The organism is Corynebacterium hansenii (genome assembly GCF_030408795.1).
GTDB lineage: Bacteria > Actinomycetota > Actinomycetes > Mycobacteriales > Mycobacteriaceae > Corynebacterium > Corynebacterium hansenii.
Genome location: NZ_CP047211.1, coordinates 923,754 through 942,703, shown reverse-complemented (window position 1 = coordinate 942,703; position 18,950 = coordinate 923,754). Strand labels below are relative to the sequence as shown.

16 protein-coding genes and 1 riboswitch are annotated in these 18,950 nt (G+C 70.5%); of the genes, 4 read left to right on the top strand and 12 right to left on the bottom strand.

Annotated elements, in window-relative coordinates; genetic code table 11:
- Nucleotides 1-20 precede the first annotated feature (20 nt).
- On the top strand, nt 21-836 hold the full coding sequence (locus CHAN_RS04215) for an NAD-dependent deacylase (protein ID WP_048742774.1): 816 nt from the start codon (nt 21-23) through the stop codon (nt 834-836).
- Between the two features lie 112 nt (nt 837-948).
- Here the strand turns inward: CHAN_RS04215 and CHAN_RS04210 are convergent, their stop codons facing one another.
- The 6 genes from CHAN_RS04210 to CHAN_RS04185 form a co-directional block, all read right to left on the bottom strand.
- Nucleotides 949-1,614 (bottom strand): GntR family transcriptional regulator, encoded by a 666-nt coding sequence (locus tag CHAN_RS04210; RefSeq protein WP_048742776.1) that lies wholly within the window; start codon nt 1,612-1,614, stop codon nt 949-951.
- Nucleotides 1,615-1,922: 308 nt separating this feature from the next.
- Nucleotides 1,923-3,506: a long-chain-fatty-acid--CoA ligase gene (locus CHAN_RS04205; protein ID WP_290292122.1), complete on the bottom strand. Its 1,584-nt coding sequence runs from the start codon at nt 3,504-3,506 to the stop codon at nt 1,923-1,925.
- Nucleotides 3,507-3,633: 127 nt separating this feature from the next.
- Nucleotides 3,634-4,419, bottom strand: coding sequence for an enoyl-CoA hydratase/isomerase family protein (locus CHAN_RS04200; protein ID WP_290292119.1), 786 nt, complete (start codon nt 4,417-4,419; stop codon nt 3,634-3,636).
- Nucleotides 4,416-5,402, bottom strand: coding sequence for an NAD(P)H-dependent flavin oxidoreductase (locus CHAN_RS04195; RefSeq protein ID WP_048742785.1), 987 nt, complete (start codon nt 5,400-5,402; stop codon nt 4,416-4,418). Before CHAN_RS04195 ends, CHAN_RS04200 begins: the two co-directional genes overlap by 4 nt.
- Nucleotides 5,403-5,404: 2 nt before the next feature.
- Nucleotides 5,405-7,606, bottom strand: a complete 2,202-nt coding sequence (locus CHAN_RS04190) for a 3-hydroxyacyl-CoA dehydrogenase NAD-binding domain-containing protein (RefSeq protein ID WP_290292114.1) — start codon at nt 7,604-7,606, stop codon at nt 5,405-5,407.
- Nucleotides 7,607-7,663: 57 nt separating this feature from the next.
- The gene (locus CHAN_RS04185; RefSeq protein ID WP_048742791.1) at nt 7,664-8,881 is read right to left on the bottom strand and encodes an acetyl-CoA C-acetyltransferase; all 1,218 of its coding nucleotides are present in this window, start codon (nt 8,879-8,881) and stop codon (nt 7,664-7,666) included.
- A gap of 364 nt (nt 8,882-9,245) precedes the next feature.
- On the opposite strand from CHAN_RS04185, the gene CHAN_RS04180 reads away from it, so the two are divergent.
- Nucleotides 9,246-10,388: an acyl-CoA dehydrogenase family protein gene (locus CHAN_RS04180; protein ID WP_048742794.1), complete on the top strand. Its 1,143-nt coding sequence runs from the start codon at nt 9,246-9,248 to the stop codon at nt 10,386-10,388.
- A gap of 237 nt (nt 10,389-10,625) precedes the next feature.
- Here CHAN_RS04180 and CHAN_RS04175 read toward each other — a convergent pair whose 3' ends face one another.
- The 6 genes from CHAN_RS04175 to CHAN_RS04150 all read right to left on the bottom strand — a co-directional run bounded on the left by CHAN_RS04175 (nt 10,626) and on the right by CHAN_RS04150 (nt 16,466).
- On the bottom strand, nt 10,626-11,813 hold the full coding sequence (locus CHAN_RS04175) for an acyl-CoA dehydrogenase family protein (RefSeq protein WP_048742799.1): 1,188 nt from the start codon (nt 11,811-11,813) through the stop codon (nt 10,626-10,628).
- 90 nt (nt 11,814-11,903) lie between these two features.
- Nucleotides 11,904-12,857 (bottom strand): YdcF family protein, encoded by a 954-nt coding sequence (locus CHAN_RS04170; RefSeq protein WP_290292108.1) that lies wholly within the window; start codon nt 12,855-12,857, stop codon nt 11,904-11,906.
- A 74-nt stretch (nt 12,858-12,931) separates the two neighbouring features.
- Entirely contained in the window at nt 12,932-13,426 is a 495-nt protein-coding gene (locus CHAN_RS04165) for a nucleoside/nucleotide kinase family protein (RefSeq protein WP_290292104.1), read from the bottom strand.
- Nucleotides 13,423-14,181 (bottom strand): energy-coupling factor transporter transmembrane component T family protein, encoded by a 759-nt coding sequence (locus tag CHAN_RS04160; RefSeq protein WP_048742806.1) that lies wholly within the window; start codon nt 14,179-14,181, stop codon nt 13,423-13,425. The genes CHAN_RS04165 and CHAN_RS04160 overlap by 4 nt, the downstream gene beginning before the upstream one ends.
- On the bottom strand, nt 14,178-15,746 hold the full coding sequence (locus CHAN_RS04155) for an ABC transporter ATP-binding protein (RefSeq protein ID WP_290292099.1): 1,569 nt from the start codon (nt 15,744-15,746) through the stop codon (nt 14,178-14,180). Before CHAN_RS04155 ends, CHAN_RS04160 begins: the two co-directional genes overlap by 4 nt.
- A 15-nt stretch (nt 15,747-15,761) precedes the next feature.
- Nucleotides 15,762-16,466, bottom strand: coding sequence for an ECF transporter S component (locus CHAN_RS04150; RefSeq protein WP_290292096.1), 705 nt, complete (start codon nt 16,464-16,466; stop codon nt 15,762-15,764).
- A 1-nt stretch (nt 16,467) separates the two neighbouring features.
- Nucleotides 16,468-16,597: riboswitch (TPP riboswitch) on the bottom strand.
- 47 nt (nt 16,598-16,644) lie between these two features.
- Here CHAN_RS04150 and CHAN_RS04145 point away from each other — a divergent pair.
- Both CHAN_RS04145 and CHAN_RS04140 read left to right on the top strand, forming a co-directional pair.
- Nucleotides 16,645-18,555 (top strand): hypothetical protein, encoded by a 1,911-nt coding sequence (locus tag CHAN_RS04145; protein ID WP_290292093.1) that lies wholly within the window; start codon nt 16,645-16,647, stop codon nt 18,553-18,555.
- 59 nt (nt 18,556-18,614) lie between these two features.
- Nucleotides 18,615-18,839, top strand: a complete 225-nt coding sequence (locus tag CHAN_RS04140) for a hypothetical protein (protein WP_290292089.1) — start codon at nt 18,615-18,617, stop codon at nt 18,837-18,839.
- Nucleotides 18,840-18,950: the final 111 nt, after the last annotated feature.

Genomic DNA, 18,950 nt, shown 5'->3' with positions numbered 1-18,950 from the left:
AACCCGCATAACCTGGGGGCATGAGGCGCCATGACGACAACCATCACGACGGCTCCGGCCCCGGCGAGGTCCCCGAATCAATCGCCGAACTCGCGCGCGACGCCCGCCGCGTCGAGTTCTTCACCGGCGCGGGCATGAGCGCGGAATCCGGCCTGGCCACCTTCCGCGACGCGCAGACCGGCCTGTGGACGAAGGTCGACCCGCAGGCGATGGCCAGCTTCGACGCCTGGCGCAACGACCCCGGCGCAATCTGGCCCTGGTACCTGTGGCGCATGAACCTGGCGCGGCGCGCCGCCCCGAACGCGGGGCACGAGGCCATCGCCGCCTGGTGCGCCGCACTCGACCACGGCGCCGGCTGGGGGCACGTGACCACCCAGAACATCGATGACCTGCACGAGCGCGGCGGCACCTCCCCGCGCTCGATCGCCCACCTGCACGGCAGCCTGTTCGCGTTCCGGTGCGACCGGTGCGACGCCCCCGCCGATGAACCGGAACTGCCCGACGAGCCCGTCGAGCACCTCATGCCGCCGTTCTGCGCGGTCTGCGGGCTCGGCTTCGTGCGGCCCGGCGTCGTGTGGTTCGGCGAGGCCCTGCCCCAGCGGGAATGGAACGACGCCGAAACGCACGCCCGGCACTGCGACCTGATGGTCGTGGTGGGCACGTCGGGCGTGGTGTTCCCCGCCGCGGGGCTGCCGCTGATGGCCGTGGCGGCCGGGATCCCGGTCATCGAGATCTCCCCCGACGACACCGACTTCACCCCGCATGCCACGCACTCGTGGCGGACGACCGCGGCCACCGGCCTGCCGGCGCTGGCGGCCGCCGCGGGCGCTGCGTGACGCGCCCGGCAAGCGAGCGTGGCGACTGACGCACGCGAGTCGGGCCCGCCGGCGCACATGGCGCCGACGGGCCCGATTCATGGTGCGGACCGGAATGCGGACCGCAGCCGCCCTAGGCGGGCCCGACCAAGGCCCCCACGGCCTTGAGATGGGCCACCAGGACCTCGGTGCTCGCCTCGAACTGCTTCCGGTTCGCTTCTTCGATGCCGCCCAAATCGCTGCAGGCCATCGCGTCGATGAGCTTCCGGTGCGACGACACCGACGCCTCGCCCCAGCGCGAGCTGTGCGCGAACACGTCGACCGGCGCGTAGCTGGCCACCTTCTCGCGGAACCACACCAGCTTGTGGCGCTTGGACCGGATGTTGATCAGCCGGTGGAACTGGAACTCGTTGTCCACCACGCGGTCGATGTCGCCCACGGCCATGGCCACCTCCAGCCCGCTGGTGAAACCACGCAGGGCGGCGATGTCCGCGGCCGTGAGATTCGGCGCGGCACGGCGGCAGATCTCCGTCGACAGGAACTGCGCCAGCGAGTACAAGTCGGAGATGTCCTCCTCGTTGAGCTCGTTGACCTTGTACCCGCGCCGGGGCATCAGGGACACCCACCCCTCGCCCTGCAGGGACAGCAGCGCCTCGCGCACCGGGGTGACGCTGACGCCCAGGCTCCGGGCGGTGTCATCCAGGCGGATCGACGTGCCCGGGACCAGCTGGCCCGACAGGATCATGTTGCGGATGTGGTCGGTGACCACCTCCGACAGCTGCGTCTTGAACCGGGGCAACCGGCTTCCCTGCATGGGCGCCGCCGGCGGGGGCGCCGTCGCCGCCGCCTCCGCCGCAGGAGCGGCCGGAGCCGCCGGAGCCGCCTTGGCGGCGGAAACCGATGACGATGCGGAAGCCGCGGGGGCGGGCGGCGCTACCTCCGCCGCCGCGGGCGCCTGGTCGCCGCCGGTCGCCGGTCCCGCATCCGCGGTTGACCGGGAAACGACGCCATGGTCAGGCTCTTCACCGACCCTCGAGGACTCTTTCATGTAAACCAACCTTACACACCACCCGCATCTATCGGATAAATTTATCGCAATAGAACCACCTAGACATGGGCGGCACGCAGCGTATGCTTCTCCACCTTGCCGGCGGCGTTGCGTGGCAGCGCTTCCGAGGCGATGACTTCGCGGGGGAACTTGTAGCGGGCGATGCGGCCGTCGAGGAACTCGCGGAGCTCGTCCACGCTCGGCACCTCCGAACCCGGCTTCGGCACCACGACGGCGACGGGGATCTCGCCCCACTTGTCGTCCTTGCGCCCGATGACCGCGGACTCGAGGATCGCCGGGCGCTCCGCCAGGGCGTTCTCGACCTCGGCGCAGTAGATGTTCTCGCCGCCGGAGATGATCATGTCCTTCTTGCGGTCGACGATGTAGATGAAGCCCTCCTCGTCGCGGCGGACCAGGTCGCCGGAGTGGAACCAGCCGCCCTCGAAGGCCTCGGCGGTGGCCTTGGCGTTGTTCCAGTAGCGGGTCATCATCGTCGGGCCGCGGTAGACGATCTCGCCGACCTCGCCGTCGGGGACCTCGTTGCCCTCGTCGTCGATGATGCGGGCCTGGATGGTCGGGATGACCTTGCCCACCGAGCCGAGCTTGCGGATCGCGTCATCGCCGTCGAGGACGGTGGTGATCGGCGACATCTCGGTCTGGCCGAACACGCAGACGTTCAGCGCATCCGGGAACTTCTCGTTCATCGCCCGCAGAATCGCGTCGGTGGCCGGCGCCGCACCCCAGGAGATGACGCGCAGCTTCAGGTCGCGGCCTTCCAGGGTCGGGTCGGCGCAGATCGCCTGCCACTGCGTCGGCACGCAGAACGTGGTGGTCACGCCCTCGCGCTCCCAGGCGTCCAGCATCTCGGTGGAGTTGAACTCCTTCAGCGGGTGGATGACCGTCAGGCCGCCGAGCATGATCATCGGGGCCATCGAACCCAGCGCCGCGACGTGGAACACCGGCGACGCCAGGAAGCCGACGTTGTCGTCCTGGTAGTAGCGCATCGCGCGGATGCAGGTGATCGACTGGGCGACGATGTTCGAGTGGGTCAGCACCGCACCCTTCGGACGGCCGGAGGTGCCCGAGGTGTAGAGCACCAGGCACTCGTCGTCGGCGCCGACGAACACGTGCTCGCGGCGCGGATCCTCGCGGTGGATCAGGTCCTCGTAGGGCACGTTGCCGTGGACGGTGGTGCCGCCGAGCTCCGGGCCGATCTCGATGACCTTCTCCAGCTGGTGGGCCTCGGCGCGGGCCGCCGCCAGCAGCGGCGACAGCGGGGTCTGCACGAAGGCCAGCTTCGCGCCGGAGTCCTTGATCAGGTACGCCAGCTCCGGCGGGGCCAGGCGGAAGTTCACCGGGACGGCCAGCGCGCCGAGGTGGTTGATGGCCAGGACGGCCTCGAAGAACTCGGTGCAGTTGAGGGTGAGCAGGAGCACTCGGTCACCCTGGCGGACGCCCATCGTGTAAAGGCCGTCGGCGAGGCGCTTGGAGCGCTCGTCGAGCTGCTTCCACGTGGTGGTCACGCCCAAGAAGCGGAGCGCCGGCGCATCCGGGCGCATCCCGGCGTGGTTCTCCACCCAGTTCATCCAGTTGTTCGGCCTGGAGTGGAGGGGCTGGCGAAGGGGGCTGGTGACGATGGACATCAGTTACTCCTTGGGTTGCGGCGGCATGATTTGCCTTTGGCTACAAATATCAATGAAAAGATGGAAATACCGGAGATCCGCGAAGACGCCGGGTGGTCGACGACACTTCGACCACCCGGCGCCTGCGTCAGGCCTTGCTCTTCCCGGCCAGGGCCGCGGCAGCCGCCGCGAACTCCGGTCCCGTCAACAGCGAGGCCTGGCCCCGACCCTCGATGGTCAGGGCAGCCTTGATTTCCCCTGCGAAGGCGCCGGACAGCGCCTCCCGGGTGTGCGCCACCGCGTTGGCCGGCCGTGCGGCCACTGCTGCGGCAAGTTCTCGTGCGGCGTCATCGACCCGGTCCGTCGGGACCACGTCCACGACCAGCCCGTCGTCAAGCGCCTGCTTTGCGGCGATGTCCCCGCCCAACAGCAGGATCTTCGCGGCCCGCTGGCGGCCCAACCGCGCCGGCAGCATCTGCGTGGCGCCGCCGTCGGGCATCAGTCCCAGATTGATGAAGGGGAACTTCAGCTTGGCGTCGTCGGCCATGACCGTGAGGTCCGTGGCCAGGGCCAGCGAAGCGCCCACGCCGACGGCGTTGCCGCGCAGCGCGCAGATCACCGGGACCGGCGACTCCACGACGGCGAGCACCGCCCGGTCCGACACCTCCATCGTCTGCTGCGGGGTGACCTTGTAGGTGCCCTCCATCGCGGCGCGCATGTCCGCGCCGACGCAGAAGGACGGGCCGTCGCCGCGGATGATCACCGCTCGGACGTCATCGCGCCGGGACACCTCGGACACGGCGTCGCCGAAGGCCTCCAGCGTCCCGTAGTCCACGGCGTTGAGGCGCTGCGGGCGGGCGAAGGACACCTGCGCCACGCCGTCGGACACCTCGACGCGCACGGCGTCGGCTCCGGTGGGGGGCGAGTCGCTCATCGCGCACCTCCCCCGCCGATCATGCCCGCCAGACGCGAGCCGATGATCTCCTCGGCCTCGCCGACCATCCGCGAGACGAGCTCGCCGGCGGTCGGCACGTCGCGGATGATGCCCTGCACCATGCCGGCGGTCCAGATGCCGGCGTCCAGGTCGCCGTCCTCGAAGACCTTCCGGCCCCGCGCTCCCGCGACCAGGTGCTGGATGTCGGAGAACTCGCAGCCCTTCGACTCGATCTGCACGACTTCCTCGCTGATCGCGTTCTTGGCCACGCGGGCCGTGTTGTTCAGCGTGCGGAAGATCAGCTTCGTGTCCAGCTCCGAGGCCTCGACCAGGCGGTCCTTCACGGCGCGGGCGACCGGCGACTCCTGCGTCGCCATGAAGCGCGTGCCCATGTTGACGCCATCGGCGCCCAGCGCCAGCGCCGCGACGAGGCCGCGGGCGTCGGCGATGCCGCCGGAGGCGATCAGCGGGATCTCGATCTCGTCGGCCGCCGCCGGGATGAGCACCAGGCCCGGCACGTCATCCTCGCCCGGGTGCCCCGCGCACTCGAACCCGTCGATGGACACGGCGTCGACGCCGATGTCCTGGGCCTTCAGCGCATGGCGCACCGAGGTGCACTTGTGGATGACCTTGATGCCGGCATCCTTGAAATGCGGCAGGTGCTCCTGCGGGTTCGAGCCTGCGGTCTCGACGATCTTGACGCCCGACTCGATGATCGCGTCGCGGTACTCGGCGTACGGCGGCGGGTTGATCGACGGCAGGATGGTCAGGTTCACGCCGATCGGCTTGTCGGTGATCTCCCTGGCGCGCCGGACCTCCGCGACCAGATCGGCCGGGGTCGGCTGCGTCAGGGCCGTGATGATGCCGAGGGCACCGGCCTCCGACACCGCGCCCGCGAGCTCGGCGCGGCCGACCCACATCATCCCGCCTTGGACGATGGGATGCTCGATCCCGAATTCCTCGGTGAAGCGAGTGCGCAACATGATCAGTTCACTTCCTCGTACGTGCCGCCGTTGGCGGCCTTCTCGCGCAGCGAGGCCGGCGGGCGGAAGCGCTCGCCGTACTTGTCGGCCAGCTCATCGGCGCGGGCGACGAAGCCGGGCAGGCCGCCGGGGTACTGGTCCATGTAGCGGACGACGCCACCGGTCCAGCCCGGGTAACCGATGCCCAGGATCGAGCCGACGTTCGCGTCGCGGGCCGTCTCCAGGACGCCCTCGTCGATGCAGCGGACGGTCTCGACGGCCTCGATGAAGAGCATGCGCTCCTTGACGTCCTCGAACGGGATCTCCTTGTCGCCGCCGAAGGCGTCGGCCAGGCCCTTCCACAGGCCCACGCGCTTGCCGTCGGCGTCGTACTCGTAGAAGCCGGCGCCGGTCGAGCGGCCCTTGCGGTCGTGGACGTCGATCATCTCGTCGAGGATCGGGTCTGGCAGCGGGGCGTCCTCGGGGATGGCGCCCTCGGCCTTCTTGGCGGCGAAGGTCTCGTCGCGGATCTTGCGCGGCAGAGTCAGGGTCAGCTCGTCCATGAGGGCGAGGACCGGGGCCGGGTAGCCGGCCTGGGTGGACGCGTGCTCGACGACGGCCGGGGAGATGCCCTCGTGGACCATGGCCATGCCCTCGGAGGTGAAGGTGCCGATCACGCGGGAGGTGAAGAAGCCGCGGGCGTCGTTGACGACGATCGGGGTCTTCTTGATCTGCGACACGACGGCCAGCGCGCGCTGCAGGGTCTCGTCGGAGGTCTGCTCGCCCTTGATCAGCTCCACCAGCGGCATCTTGTCCACCGGCGAGAAGAAGTGCATGCCGATGAAGTCGCGCGGGCGGCTCATCTTCTCGGCCAGCAGGGTGATGGGCAGGGTCGAGGTGTTGGAGCACAGCAGCGCGTCGGGCTTGATGTACTCGTCGATCTCGGCGAAGACCTGCGCCTTGACCTTCGGGTCCTCGAACACGGCCTCGATGACGACCTCGGAGTCGCGGGTGTCCGCGGGATCCTCGGTCGGGTGGATGCGGTCGAGCAGGGCCTGGTTGCGGGCGACGACGTCGGCGTCCTCGCCGGCGCGCTTGTTGGCCTTGGCCACCAGCTTCTCGGAGTAGCCCTTGCCGCGCTGGGCGTTCTCCAGCGAGATGTCCTTCAGCACGACCTCCGCGCCGGACTTGGCGCAGACGTACGCGATGGCGGCGCCCATCATGCCGGCGCCGAGGACGGTGACCTTGGAGACCTTCTCCTGCTTGCCGCCGGACAGCTTCTTGCCCAGGGCGTTGGCGGCCTGGAGGTCGAAGAAGAAGGCGCGGATCATGTTCTTGGCCACCTGGCCGGTGGACAGCTCCGCGAAGTAGCGGGACTCGATGACCGAGGCGGCCTCGAAGTCGACGTGCGCGCCCTCGACGGCGGCGGACATGATGGCGATGGGGGCCTCGTAGGGCGCGCCCTTGGTGGTCTTGCGCAGGAAGGCCGGCAGGACCGGCAGCTTCGAGGCCAGCTTCGGGTTGCTCGGGGCGCCGCCCGGCAGGCGGTAGCCGTCGCGGTCCCACGGCTGCTTCGCGGCCTCGGCGTCGCCGGCGACGCTCTCGATCCAGCGGCGGGCGGCCGGGATCAGGTCATCGGCGCTGTCGACCAGCTCGTCGGCGATGCCGACCTCGACGGCCTTGGCCGGGCGCAGCTGGTTGCCCTGGAGCAGGACGTTCTGCAGCGCGGCCTCCACGCCGAGCATGCGCACGGTGCGGGTGACGCCGCCGGCGCCGGGGAGCAGGCCGAGGGTGACCTCGGGCAGGCCGAGGACGACGCCGGGGCCGTCCAGGACGATGCGGTGGTGGGTGGCCAGCGCCAGCTCCAGGCCGCCGCCGAGCGCGGCGCCGTTGATCGCGGAAACCACCGGGATGCCCAGGGTCTCCAGGGTGCGCATGTTCTTCTTCAGCTCGTTGGAGGCCGTCGCGGCCTCCGCCATGTTCTCGCGGCTGGAGTGCAGCAGGTCGCGCAGGTCGCCGCCGGCGAAGAACGACTTCTTCGCGGAGGTGAGGATGGCACCCTTGACGCCACCCTCCTCGACGTCCTTCTTCAGCTTTTCGACGACGTCGGCGTAGGAGGCCAGGAAGGCCTCGTTCATGGTGTTCGCCGACTGATTCGGATCATCCAGGGTGAGGGTGACGATGCCCTCGGAATCCCGGTCGTACTTGATGGTGCTTTCGGTCATTGTGTGCAGGCCCTTCTATTGCGTAATTCGGTGTGAATTGAGTGATCCGGGGCCCGATCAGACCCGCTCGATGATGGTGGCGATGCCCATGCCGCCGCCGACGCACAGCGTGGCCAGGCCGTATCGCTTGTCCTGGCGCTCCAGCTCGTCGAGCAGGGTGCCGAGGATCATCGTTCCGGTGGCGCCCAGCGGGTGGCCGAGGGCGATGGCGCCGCCGTTGACGTTGATCTTGTCCATGGGGACGTCGAGGTCCTTGGCGAACTTCATGGGCACGGCGGCGAAGGCCTCGTTGACCTCGAACAGGTCGATGTCTTCAATGGACAGGCCGGCCTTGGCCAGCGCCTTCTGCGCGGCGGGCGTCGGGCCGGTGAGCATGATCGTCGGGTCCGAGCCGGTGACGGCGACGGAGACGATGCGGCCGCGGGGGGTGAGGCCGTTGCGCTCGCCCGCCTCCTTCGTGCCGATGAGCATCAGGGCGGCGCCGTCGACGATGCCCGAGGAGTTGCCGGCGTGGTGGACGTGGTCGATGCGCTCGACCTCCGGGTAGCGCTGGATGGCGACGTCGTCGAAGCCGGTGGCCTGGCCGAGCTGGCCGAACGACGGCTTCAGCTTGCCCAGACCGTCGACGGTGGCGCCGGGGCGCATGTGCTCGTCGCGGTCGAGGACGACGGTGCCCGCGATGTCGACGACCGGGACGATGGAGCCGTCGAAGCGGCCCTCGTCCCACGCCTTCTGGGCGAGATCCTGCGAACGCACCGCGTAGCCGTCGACGTCTTCGCGGGAGAAGCCCTCGAGGGTGGCGATGAGGTCGGCGGAGATCCCCTGGGGAACGAAGTAGCCGTTGTAGTTGGTGCGGGGGTCGTCGTGAAGCGGCCCGCCGTCGGAGCCCATGGGCACGCGCGACATCGACTCGACGCCGCCCGCGAGGACGAGATCCTCCCAGCCGGAGCGGATCTTCTGCGCGGCGTCGTTGACGGCGGAAAGGCCCGATGCGCAGTAGCGGTTCTGCTGGACGCCGGCGACGGTGTGCGGGAGGCCCGCGGCGATGGCGGCGGCGCGGGGAAGGACGGAGCCCTGCTCCCCCACCGGCGACACGATGCCGAGCACGAGGTCGTCGATTTGCGCGGCGTCGAGCTCCGGGTTGCGTTCGCGGATGGCCTCGATCAGGCCGACGGCCAGGTCGATGGGCTTGACGGTGTACAGCGAGCCGCTGCTCTTGCCCCGGCCGCGCGGCGTGCGCACCGAGTCGAAGATGTAGGCATCTGGGTTCGTCATCAATTTCCTCTCATCGTGTGTGGTGCGCCGTGGCCCTGGTCCCGGGATTCGCCGCGGACGATCCGGAGATCCTGTGACGGCCGTTCGACCGGCCACCGCGACGCCTGATTTCCAGGTCACATATATGCACTATGTGTGATCCACATCATGCTTGGCCGCGGCGGCCCTGTCAAGCGTTTCGCGAATATCCCTTCAACCAGGGCATTTTGACGCACCATGTTCGTTTTCTAGCCAAAGGCTAGCCTCGATCATATATTTTATGTACGCTGAAGTGGCCGCAATCACATAATGCTCGCGTTCCAACCGGAACGCGGGTGCAACGAACGCTCCCGCCCCGCGGCGAGCGAGAGAAGTGGAGGAACGAATGCTCAATCTCCTGACCCCCGAACAGGAGTCTTTCGCCCAGTCGATCGATGACTTCTGCAAGCGCGAGATCGGCACCCGCGAGCAGCGGGACGCGTACACCGACAACGGCGCCGAGCTCCACTCGCAGGAGCTGTACAAGAAGATGGCGGAACTCGGCTGGGCGGGCATCACCGTGCCGGAGGAGTACGGTGGCGCCGGCGGCGACGCCGTGGACATGGTCGTGCTGCTGGAGCACGCCATGAAGAACCTGGCCCCGATCGGCGGCATCGGCCCGACGATCATCACCGCGGCCGCGTACGAGAAGTTCGGCACGGAGGAGCAGAAGAAGGAGGTCCTCGGCGGCGTCGCCGAGGGTGACTCCCTGTCGGTGTCGATGTCCGAGCCCGAGGCCGGCTCCGACGTCGCCAACGTGACCTGCAAGGCGGAGAAGACGGACAACGGCTGGGTCATCAACGGCCAGAAGACCTGGTGCTCCAACGCGCACTTCGCCAAGTCCATCCTGCTGATCGCCCGCACGGACTCCTCCGGCGGCAAGCACGAGGGCCTGACGCAGTTCCACGTCCCCGCCGACACCCCCGGCCTGACCATCAAGGGCATCGAGACCCTGGGCGGCCGCGAGGTCAACGACCTCTACTTCGACAACGTCGAGCTTCCGGACTCCGCCGTCGTCGGCACCGTCGGCAACGGCTGGAAGCAGCTGATGGCCGGCCTGAACATCGAGCGCCTGATCCTGGCGGGCATGCAGCTCGGCGTCGCCGAGCGCGCCTTCGAGGACACCCTGAAGTTCGTCACCGAGCGCCACCAGTTCGGCCGCCCGGTCGGTTCCTTCCAGGCCCTGAAGCACCGCATCGCGGACCTGGCCACCGAGCTGGAGTGCACCAAGCTGCTGGTCTACTCGGTCGCCCACAAGGTCGCGGCGAACCCGAAGGCCATGCTCCCCCGCGAGGCCTCCATGGCCAAGCTCAAGGCCACCGAGCTGTCCAAGCGCATGACCATCGACGGCATGCAGATGATGGGCGGCTACGGCTACGCCACCGAGTTCGACATGGAGAAGCAGATGCGCGGCGCGATCATCTCCACCGTCTACGGCGGCACGAACGAGATCCAGCGCGACATCATCGGCAAGACCTTCGGCCTGTAGGTCCGCCCCGGTCACGGGGCCCGGGTCCGCCACCGGATCCCGGCCCCGGCCCCGGTCGCCGATCCCGGGCCCGGCGGCCGGTCCCCTGAAACCGGCCCCGCTCCCCGACCCGGGACAATGCGAAAGCCCCCGCGGCGCACACGTGCGCGGCGGGGGCTTTCGGCATGCGGCGATCCGCTTCGGATCGACGTCCGGTCAGATCATCGCATCGTCAGATCATCGGATCTTGGTCCGCGATCAGCGCTTGTTCTTGCCCTCGGCCAGGACCTGGCGGCCGGCGACCATGCGGCAGATCTGGTTGGTGCCCTCGTAGATCTGGGTGATCTTGGCATCGCGCATCATGCGCTCGACCGGGAAGTCGCGGGTGAAGCCGTAGCCGCCGAGCAGCTGCACGGCGTCGGTGGTGACCTCCATGGCCACGTCGGACGCGAAGGTCTTGGCGGCGGCGGCCATCAGGCCGATCTTGGAGCCGCCGTCGGCGGAACCGCGCTCGGCGTTGGCGGCGGCGGTGTAGACCATCAGGCGCGCGGCCTCGATCTTGGTGCGCATGTCCGCCAGCATGAACTGGGTGTTCTGGAAGGCCGAGATCGGCTTGCCGAACTGCTCGCGCTCCAGCACGTAGCCCACCGCGTACTCGTACGCGCCCTGCGCCAGGCCCAGCGCCTGGGCGCCGATGGTCGGGCGGGTGTGGTCGAGGGTCTCCAGGGCGGTCTTGAAGCCGGTGCCCTCCTCGCCGATCATGCGGTCGGCCGGGATGCGGCAGTCCTCGAAGTAGAGCTCGGCCGTCGGCGAACCCTTGATGCCCATCTTCTTCTCCAGGCCGCCGACGCGGAAGCCCTCGTCATCGGCGCGGACCATGAAGGCCGAGATGCCGTTGGCGCCCTTCTCCGGGTCGGTGACGGCCATGACGGTGTACCACAGCGACTTGCCGCCGTTGGTGATGAAGCACTTGGAGCCGTTGAGGACCCACTCGTCGCCGTCGCGGACGGCGCGGGTCTTCATGGCGCCGGCGTCGGAGCCCGCGCCGCGCTCGGTGAGGGCGTAGGAGGCCATCTCGCCGTTGGCGATGTCCGGCAGCACCTGCTTCTTCAGCTCCTCGGAGCCCTTCAGGATCAGACCCATGGTGCCCAGCTTGTTCACGGCCGGGATCAGCGACGAAGAACCGCAGACGCGGGCGACTTCCTCGATGACGATGGTCGCCGCGACGGAGTCGCCGCCCTGGCCGCCGTACTCCTCCGGGATGTGGATGGCGTTGAAGCCGGCGGCGTTCAGCGCGTCGAGGGCCTCCTGGGGGAAGCGCTCGTTCTCGTCCACGTCGGCCGCGTGGGGGGCGATCTCCTTGTCGGCGAGGTCGCGGATGACGGCACGCAGCTCCTGGTGCTCTTCGGGCAGCTGGAACAGGTCAAATCCGGGGGTGAGTGCCATTGGGGTGATCCTCCATGCGGTCGGTGCGTTTGGTCAAGGGCCGAGCATAACGATTAATCGCCATTAGCGGAACGTTCGCCGTGGCATGGCTCACCCCCGACGGGGGATGCGGTGTTGCAGCCACAGGCCGAAAAATGTTGCGCCCACCGCCGCGCCGGGGGTGGGCCACCAGGCGCCGAGCGCCAGGAACTCCCGCAGCATCGAAGTCGCCCAGTACCGCGGCGGCGTCGGCGCCCCCTCCACCCGCCATTCGGGATGCCCCGCCCGGCGCGCCAGGGATCCGGTCCGGAACACGTGGAAATCACTGGTCACGACCGTGACGGGGCCGCGCTCGACCATCGGTTCGGCGTTGGCGAGGTTCTCCTTCGTCGACGTGGAATGCGACTCCAGGCGAAGGTCCGCGAGCCCGCGTTCGCCCAGCCAGGAGCTCATGACCTCGGCTTCCGACGGCCCTCCGTCTTCGCCGACCCCACCGCAGCAGATGACCGTCGCGGTGCCCGGCACCCGCCGGGCCACCTCTTCCGCCTTCTCCAGGCGGTGGCGCAGCAGCGATGACGGCCGACCATCGCGCAGCGCGCACCCGAGGACGATGACCGTCCCGGCCGGCCCCCTGTTGCGGCGCGCCCACGTGCGCCGGGCGACCTCGAACACCGGGAGCATCGCGCCGGGGGCCGCGGCGGCGGACAGCACGAAGGCGGACGCGGCGACCGCGGCGGGCGGCGCGCCACGGCCGGCTCCCCCGCGGTCTTTCCGGCCCGCTCCCCCGCGGTCTTTCCAACCGTGTCCGCGGCCGCGCGTCACTCCACGCCCCGATCCGCCCCGCGCCACGACATTCGCCGCACCGAGGACCACCGCTCCGTAGGCGACCCCGGCGGCGGGCAGCCCCCAGTTCGGCGGCCGGCGGTTCGGCAATTTCGGCGGCCGCATCAGCGGGTCGCGCCACGCCACGATGCCGCCGACGGTCAGCGTCGCCGCCATGAGGCACCCCGGGACCGCGGCCAGTGCCGCGAACATGGGGCGGCGGGGCGTCGTCAAGCGGGTCATGGACCCACGGTAGCCCAGCCCCCGGATGCCGCCGCCGGGCACGAACCCGCGCGAGGCACCCGCGCATGGCGGTGCTACCGCGGGCGCACCGTCCAGTCCGCGAGCGCCCGCGGATCGTGGCGGGCGATGTGGGCGTCCTCCTGCTCGGCCCACATGCGCCAGTGCCCGCGGAAATACGGGTCGCGCGCCATGGCGCGGGCGAACCGGGTGGGCTCGTCGAGCTCGACCCACGCACCCCACGCCTCGCCGTCGCCGATCGCGCGGGCCGCGGCCAGGTTCGCGGCGGTCAGCGCACCGCAGCCCTCGATGATCAGCGACCGGCCCGGCGCCATGTGCCCCGACAGGTCGACCCACTCCGCCCAGTCGGAGGCGAACCAATCCCAGCGCCGGAAGCCCGCCGCATCGGGGTCGAGCATCGACTCGGCCACCGCGCCGGACGCGGCGGCCAAACCTCCCCACCCGGGGTAGGCGTCCTCGAGGTGGACGACGGGCCAGCCCAGCACGCCGCGGAGCTTCTCCGCGAACGTCGTCTTGCCGGAGCCCGACCGGCCGTCGATGAGCAGGATCATGCGACCCCCAGGAACCGGAACTCGCCGGTCCACACCGCGATGCCCAGCGACGCCGCCGCCACCAGCGCGCACGCCGCCAGCACCGCCCATTCGCGACCGCCGAACGTCGACTCGCGCGCCCACGTCCGCTCGCCGGGGGCGCCGAATCCGCGGGCCTCCATGGCGGTGGACAGCTTCGTGCCGCGCCGCAGCGCGAACACCAGCAACGCGAAGACCTGCCCGAACAACCGCCGGATGCGCCCGCGATCACCCAGCCCGCGCGCGCGGCGGGCACGGGTCAGCGCCCGCCAATCGTCGAGGAAGAGGGTGATCAGCCGGACGCCCGCCACCGACGCGAGCACGAACCGCGACGGCAGTTTGAGCACCTGCGACAGGCCGTCGCCGAGCTCCGTCGGGTCGATGTCCGCGGTGAGCACCACCACCGGCAGCCCCACCGCCAGCACGCGCACCGTGATGGCGATGGCCAGCGCGATCGAGTTGTCCGTCACGGTCGCCAATAGGAAGGAGAAGTATTCGCGGCCCTCGGGCGCGCCGTACAGCAGCATCGACATGCCCGACACCGGCGAGGCCAGCAGAATCGGCCAGCCCCTGCGAACCAGCCGCCGCGGCCCGACGCCGCACAGCGGAGCCGCGGCCAACGCGCACGCCAGCGCCACCGCGGCCGACACCCAATCGATCGACAGCAGCAGCGGAGTGGTCACCAGCAGCAGACCCAGGAGCTTTGCGACGGGATTGACGTCACGGATGAGATTCACCGCGCACCTTCCTTCCCGGGGCCGACGTCGTCCGAACCGTTGCCGCGCCGGTCATCGCCCCGCCGGCCATTGCCGCGTCGGCCAGTGCAGCCCGAGCCGATCTCCCCCAGGTCGATGACATGGTCGCCCATCGCGGCCACCACCAGCGGGTCATGCGTGACGGAGGCGACCGTGACGCCGTCGTCGACGAGGCCACGGAGCATCCGCAGCAGTTCCGCGAACGTGCGGCGGTCCTGCCCGAAGGTCGGCTCATCGAGGATCACCGCCGACGGCGCGGTCGACAGGACGGTGGCCACGGACAGGCGACGCTTCTCCCCGCCCGACAACGTGAACGGGTTCGCCCCGGCCAGGTGCGCCAGGCGCAGGCGCTCGAGGAGCTCCTCCACGCGCGCGGCGCCGGCGGGATCGCGCAGCAGCTTCGGGCCCAGCTCCAGTTCCTCGCGCACCGTCGGGGTGACGAACTGGTGCTCCGGCGCCTGGAAGACGCTGCCGATGCGCTGCGCCAGCTGCTTCGACTTCCATTTCATCGGGTCCGGGCCGGCGCCGCGGGCGATGGCATCCGCGGCGGCGATGCGCCCGCCCATCGGCTCGAGCAGGCCGCCCATGGTCAGCGCCAGCGTGGATTTGCCGGCGCCGTTGGGCCCGACGATGCACGTCGACGCCGCCGCGGGCACCATCGCGGTGATCCCGCGCCGCACGGGCGCGCCATCGCCGCCGTAGCCGATGGCGAGGTCGTCGAGGATGAGCGCGGGCGGCGCGGATGCGGGCACCGGCACGGCCGCGCCCGTCTCCGGCGGCGGCCCCGGCAGCCACACGCCGGCGTCGCGGAGGAAGTCGCCGTGGCGGGACAGGATCTCCGCCGGCGGCCCGTCGGCGATGACGGTCGAACCCGTGGTCGCCCGATCGCGCGCGGCACCCTCCGGCGAGTCGATGACGAGGATGCGGTCGACGTGACCGACCCACGCCTCCACGCGGTGCTCGACGACGATCAGCGCCGCACCCGTCGCGTCGGCGGCGCGGATGGCGGCGTCGCGCAGAACCGGCACGCCCTCCGGGTCGATGTTCGCGGTGGGCTCGTCCAGGCAAATCACCCGGGCGCCCATCGCCAGCACGCCCGCCAGCGCCAGGCGCTGCTTCTGGCCGCCGGACAGCTTCGACGTCGGATGATCGAGCGGCACGTCCAGCCCCACCAGATCGAGGGCCCGGCGGACGCGCCGCCAGATCTCGTCGCGTGGCACGCCCAGGTTCTCCGCGCCGAAGGCGACGTCATCGCCGACGCGGGCGGAAATGACCTGGCTCTCCGGGTCCTGCAGCACCAGGCCGACGACGCCGCGCACCTCGGCCGGGTCGTCGCCGCCCACGCGCAGCGTTCCGGCGTCCTCGCCGTCCTCGTCGTCGCCGAGCACCCCGGCGATCGCCGCGAGCAGCGTCGACTTGCCCGCGCCCGAGGGGCCGAGCAAAAGGACCTTCTCGCCCGAATCGATGTCCAGGTCTACGTCGGAAAGCGCGGGCCTGCGCCGGCCCGCGTGGCGCCACCCGAAACCGGCGGCGGAGATGAATGCCATCGCGCCCTCGCGCGGCTAGATCTCGCCGCGGCGCTCGCGGCCCGCGGCGAAACGGTCCAGCGCACCCGTGCCCGCCAACGCGCGGACCAGGGCCCAGCCGACCAGGCCGGCGAGAACCGCGCCGGAGACGAGCAGGCAGACGAGGTAGATCGAGTTGAACTGCCAGGTGCGCGCCAAGTTGCCGGAGGTGAACAGCTCCAGCAGGAACGCGCCGGCGCCGGCCGCGGCCCCCGCCAGCACGGCGACGGGCGCGGTGAAGCGGCGGTACGCGAAGAGCAGGAAGATCAGCTCCGCACCCAGCCCCTGGGCCAGGCCGGAATACAGGGTGGAGATCCCCCACTGGTTGCCGATCAACGCGGACACCGTCGCCGCGATGACCTCCACGAACAGCGCCGCACCCGGCTTGCGGATGACCAGCCCGCCGATGACGCCGCCCAGCAGCCACGGGCCGACGACCAGGCCGCCGAGGCCCGGCGTCAGCGCGTCGGCCGCGGTGAACCACGCGCCGCCGACGACGTTCCACACCACGAAAATCAGGCCGACCGCCACGCCCAGCACGGCGGCCGTGACGATGTCGATGACCCGCCAACCTCGGCGGGCCTTCTTGCCGGCGTCGGGCGCCGGGGCGGTGCCGGAGCCCCCGATCACCCCCGCCCCCTCATCGACTCCGGTCCGGGCGGGCTGCGCCGCATCGGACGAATTACGGTGATCGCTGGACATGTGAGTGGCCTCCGTCGCTTCCTTCGCCGGCATTACCCGGACAGGTTCCTACGGTCGAGGGCGGCGGACCGCGCCCTCCTCTCAGCCCCACGTCATCCGTCGGATCGGCCGGGGCTCCCGTGCGCATTTCGACCGAATGGTACCTCACCCCGGGGACCGCCCCTAAAGTTGGGAAATTATGAGCACCGAACACGCGGACCAGACCGCCGCAACCGCCACGCGCGTGGACGACGCCGAGGCACCCGAGCCGATGGACGACCAGGAGGCCTTCGAGCCCCGCATCACCCGGAAAACGTGGCTGCTGCTCGTCGGGGTCATCGTGGCCATCCAGGCGATCGGCCGCATCTGGGTGCTGGCGGGCCGGACGTTCTACTGGGACGACTTCATCATCGTGGGCTCCGCCGCCGACGCCGCATGGTGGACCCCGGACTACTTCCTCCAGCCCCACGACGGGCACCTGGCGCCGCTGGCGTTCATCGTCCAGGCGGTGATCAACCAGCTCGCCCCGTGGCAGTGGTGGCTGCCCGCGACGCTGATGCTGCTGGGCCAGGTGGCGGTGACGGTCCTCATCGCCCGGGCGCTGCGCTACATCGCCGGCCGGTCCTGGCAGGCGTTGGCGGCCCTGGCCCTGGTGGCGTGGACGCCGCTGACGCTGCCGGGGTCGACGTGGTGGTCGGCCGCGGCCAACGCCCTGCCCATGCAGCTGGCCATCGCCGGCATCACGGCGCTGGCCATCCGCGTGAGCCTGCGCCAGGAGCGCCCCGTTTCCTTCCGCGCCATCGCCGCCGCGACCGTCGGACTGGTCATCGCCCTGGGCTTCTTCGAGAAGACGCTCGCCGTCGCCCCGGTGGCGCTGGCCGTGACCATCGCCGTGGCCTACATGGAGCGCCGGTCCATCGTCGAGGTGCTGCTGCGGGCCCGCGCCCTGTGGCTGTCGCTGGGCCTGGTCACCGGCGCGTGGGCGCTGTTCTACTCGCTCACCGCCCTGGCCGACGCCGGCGAGGCGTCGTCCGAGCCGCGCGCCGAGCTCTTCTTCAACGGCCTGGGCCAGGTGCTGGCGGGTCTGGCGGGCGGCCCCTGGTTCTGGGACCGCTGGGCGCCGGGCCAGCCGTGGTCCGACGCCCCCTCGGGGCTGGTCAGCGTAGGCGCGGTGCTGGTGCTGCTGACCATGGCGGTGACCATCGGCCGCGACTACCGGGCCTGGCTGCCGTGGTTCATCGCCGCCGGCTACCTGTCCGTCACGCTGCTGTCGGTGACGCTGATGCGCTCGGGCGACCACACCTCCGACGTCCTGGCCCGCACGCTGCACTACTACGGCGATTCGGCCATCGTCACCGGTTTCGCGCTGGCCGCGTCGTGGTCGGACCGGGTCCGTCCGCTGCCGGCACGCTCGCGGTTCGGCGTGCTCGCGCTGGCCGGCGTGCTGCTGGTGTCCGCGACGATTTCGGTCGTGGGCTACCGCAACACCTGGTCCGACGACAACACCGGGAAGTGGCTCGAGACCGCGTCGGCGTCGCTGACCGAGGCCGCGAAGGAGGGCGGCCCGGTGATCCTCGACCAGCCGGTGCCCTACGAGGTGCTGCTGCCCGTGGCGTACCCGAAGAACATGTACTCGCAGGTCTTCCGCGATCTGCCCGAGCGCCCGGAGTTCGGCCGCGTCACCGACGCGGCCCGGATGTTCGACCAGTCCGGCGCGCTGGTGCCCGCCCACGTGGCGGAGATCACCAGGATCCCGCAGGGCGAGGTCGAGTCGTGCGGCAACCAGATCATCGTCGGCCCCGGCGGCACGGCCACGGCGGAGATCACGCTGCGCGACATCGCGAAGCTCGGCGACTGGGTGCTGGAGCTGCGCGCGATCTCCTCCGCCCCGGCCCAGCTGCGGCTGAGCCTGCCCAACCCGTTCGAATCCCCCGAGGAGACGCTGCGCGGATCCACCGTCGTCGACGTCGACGATGACCTGCGCACCCGCTGGGTGGCCATCTCGGGCGGCGGCAACACGCTGCGCATCGACGTCACGGGCGCGCCCGAGGGCACCTCCGTCTGCGTCGGTTCGGGGGCGATGGGGCCACTGGTTCCCTCGGATGGCTGAGAATCAACTACGATGACGGTGAGAATTTCATTCGTGAAGCCGCTTTAAGGAGTCCATCCATGCGCAACCGTCTCGTCGGTGCCGTCGCCGCCACCGCCATCGCCGCAGCCGCCCTGGTCGCCTGCTCGCCCCCGAACGAGAACCCGTCGGACATCAAGGTCACCGACCAGGAGAACCCGACCCCCACGTTCGACAAGGGCTCCAAGTCCTCCTCGACGTCCCCCTCCGAGTCCTACGACGGCACCGGCACCGGCGGCATGATGCAGGAGCCGGCCGTCCAGTAGCGCCCAGCGCCCTCCCGCGTCGCCCGGTCCCCGGGTGCGCGGGCGGGCCCGGCTTCGCGCCCCGGCCGTTTTCCGGCTTTGCGACGCGCACGTTCCCGTGGCACACCGTGC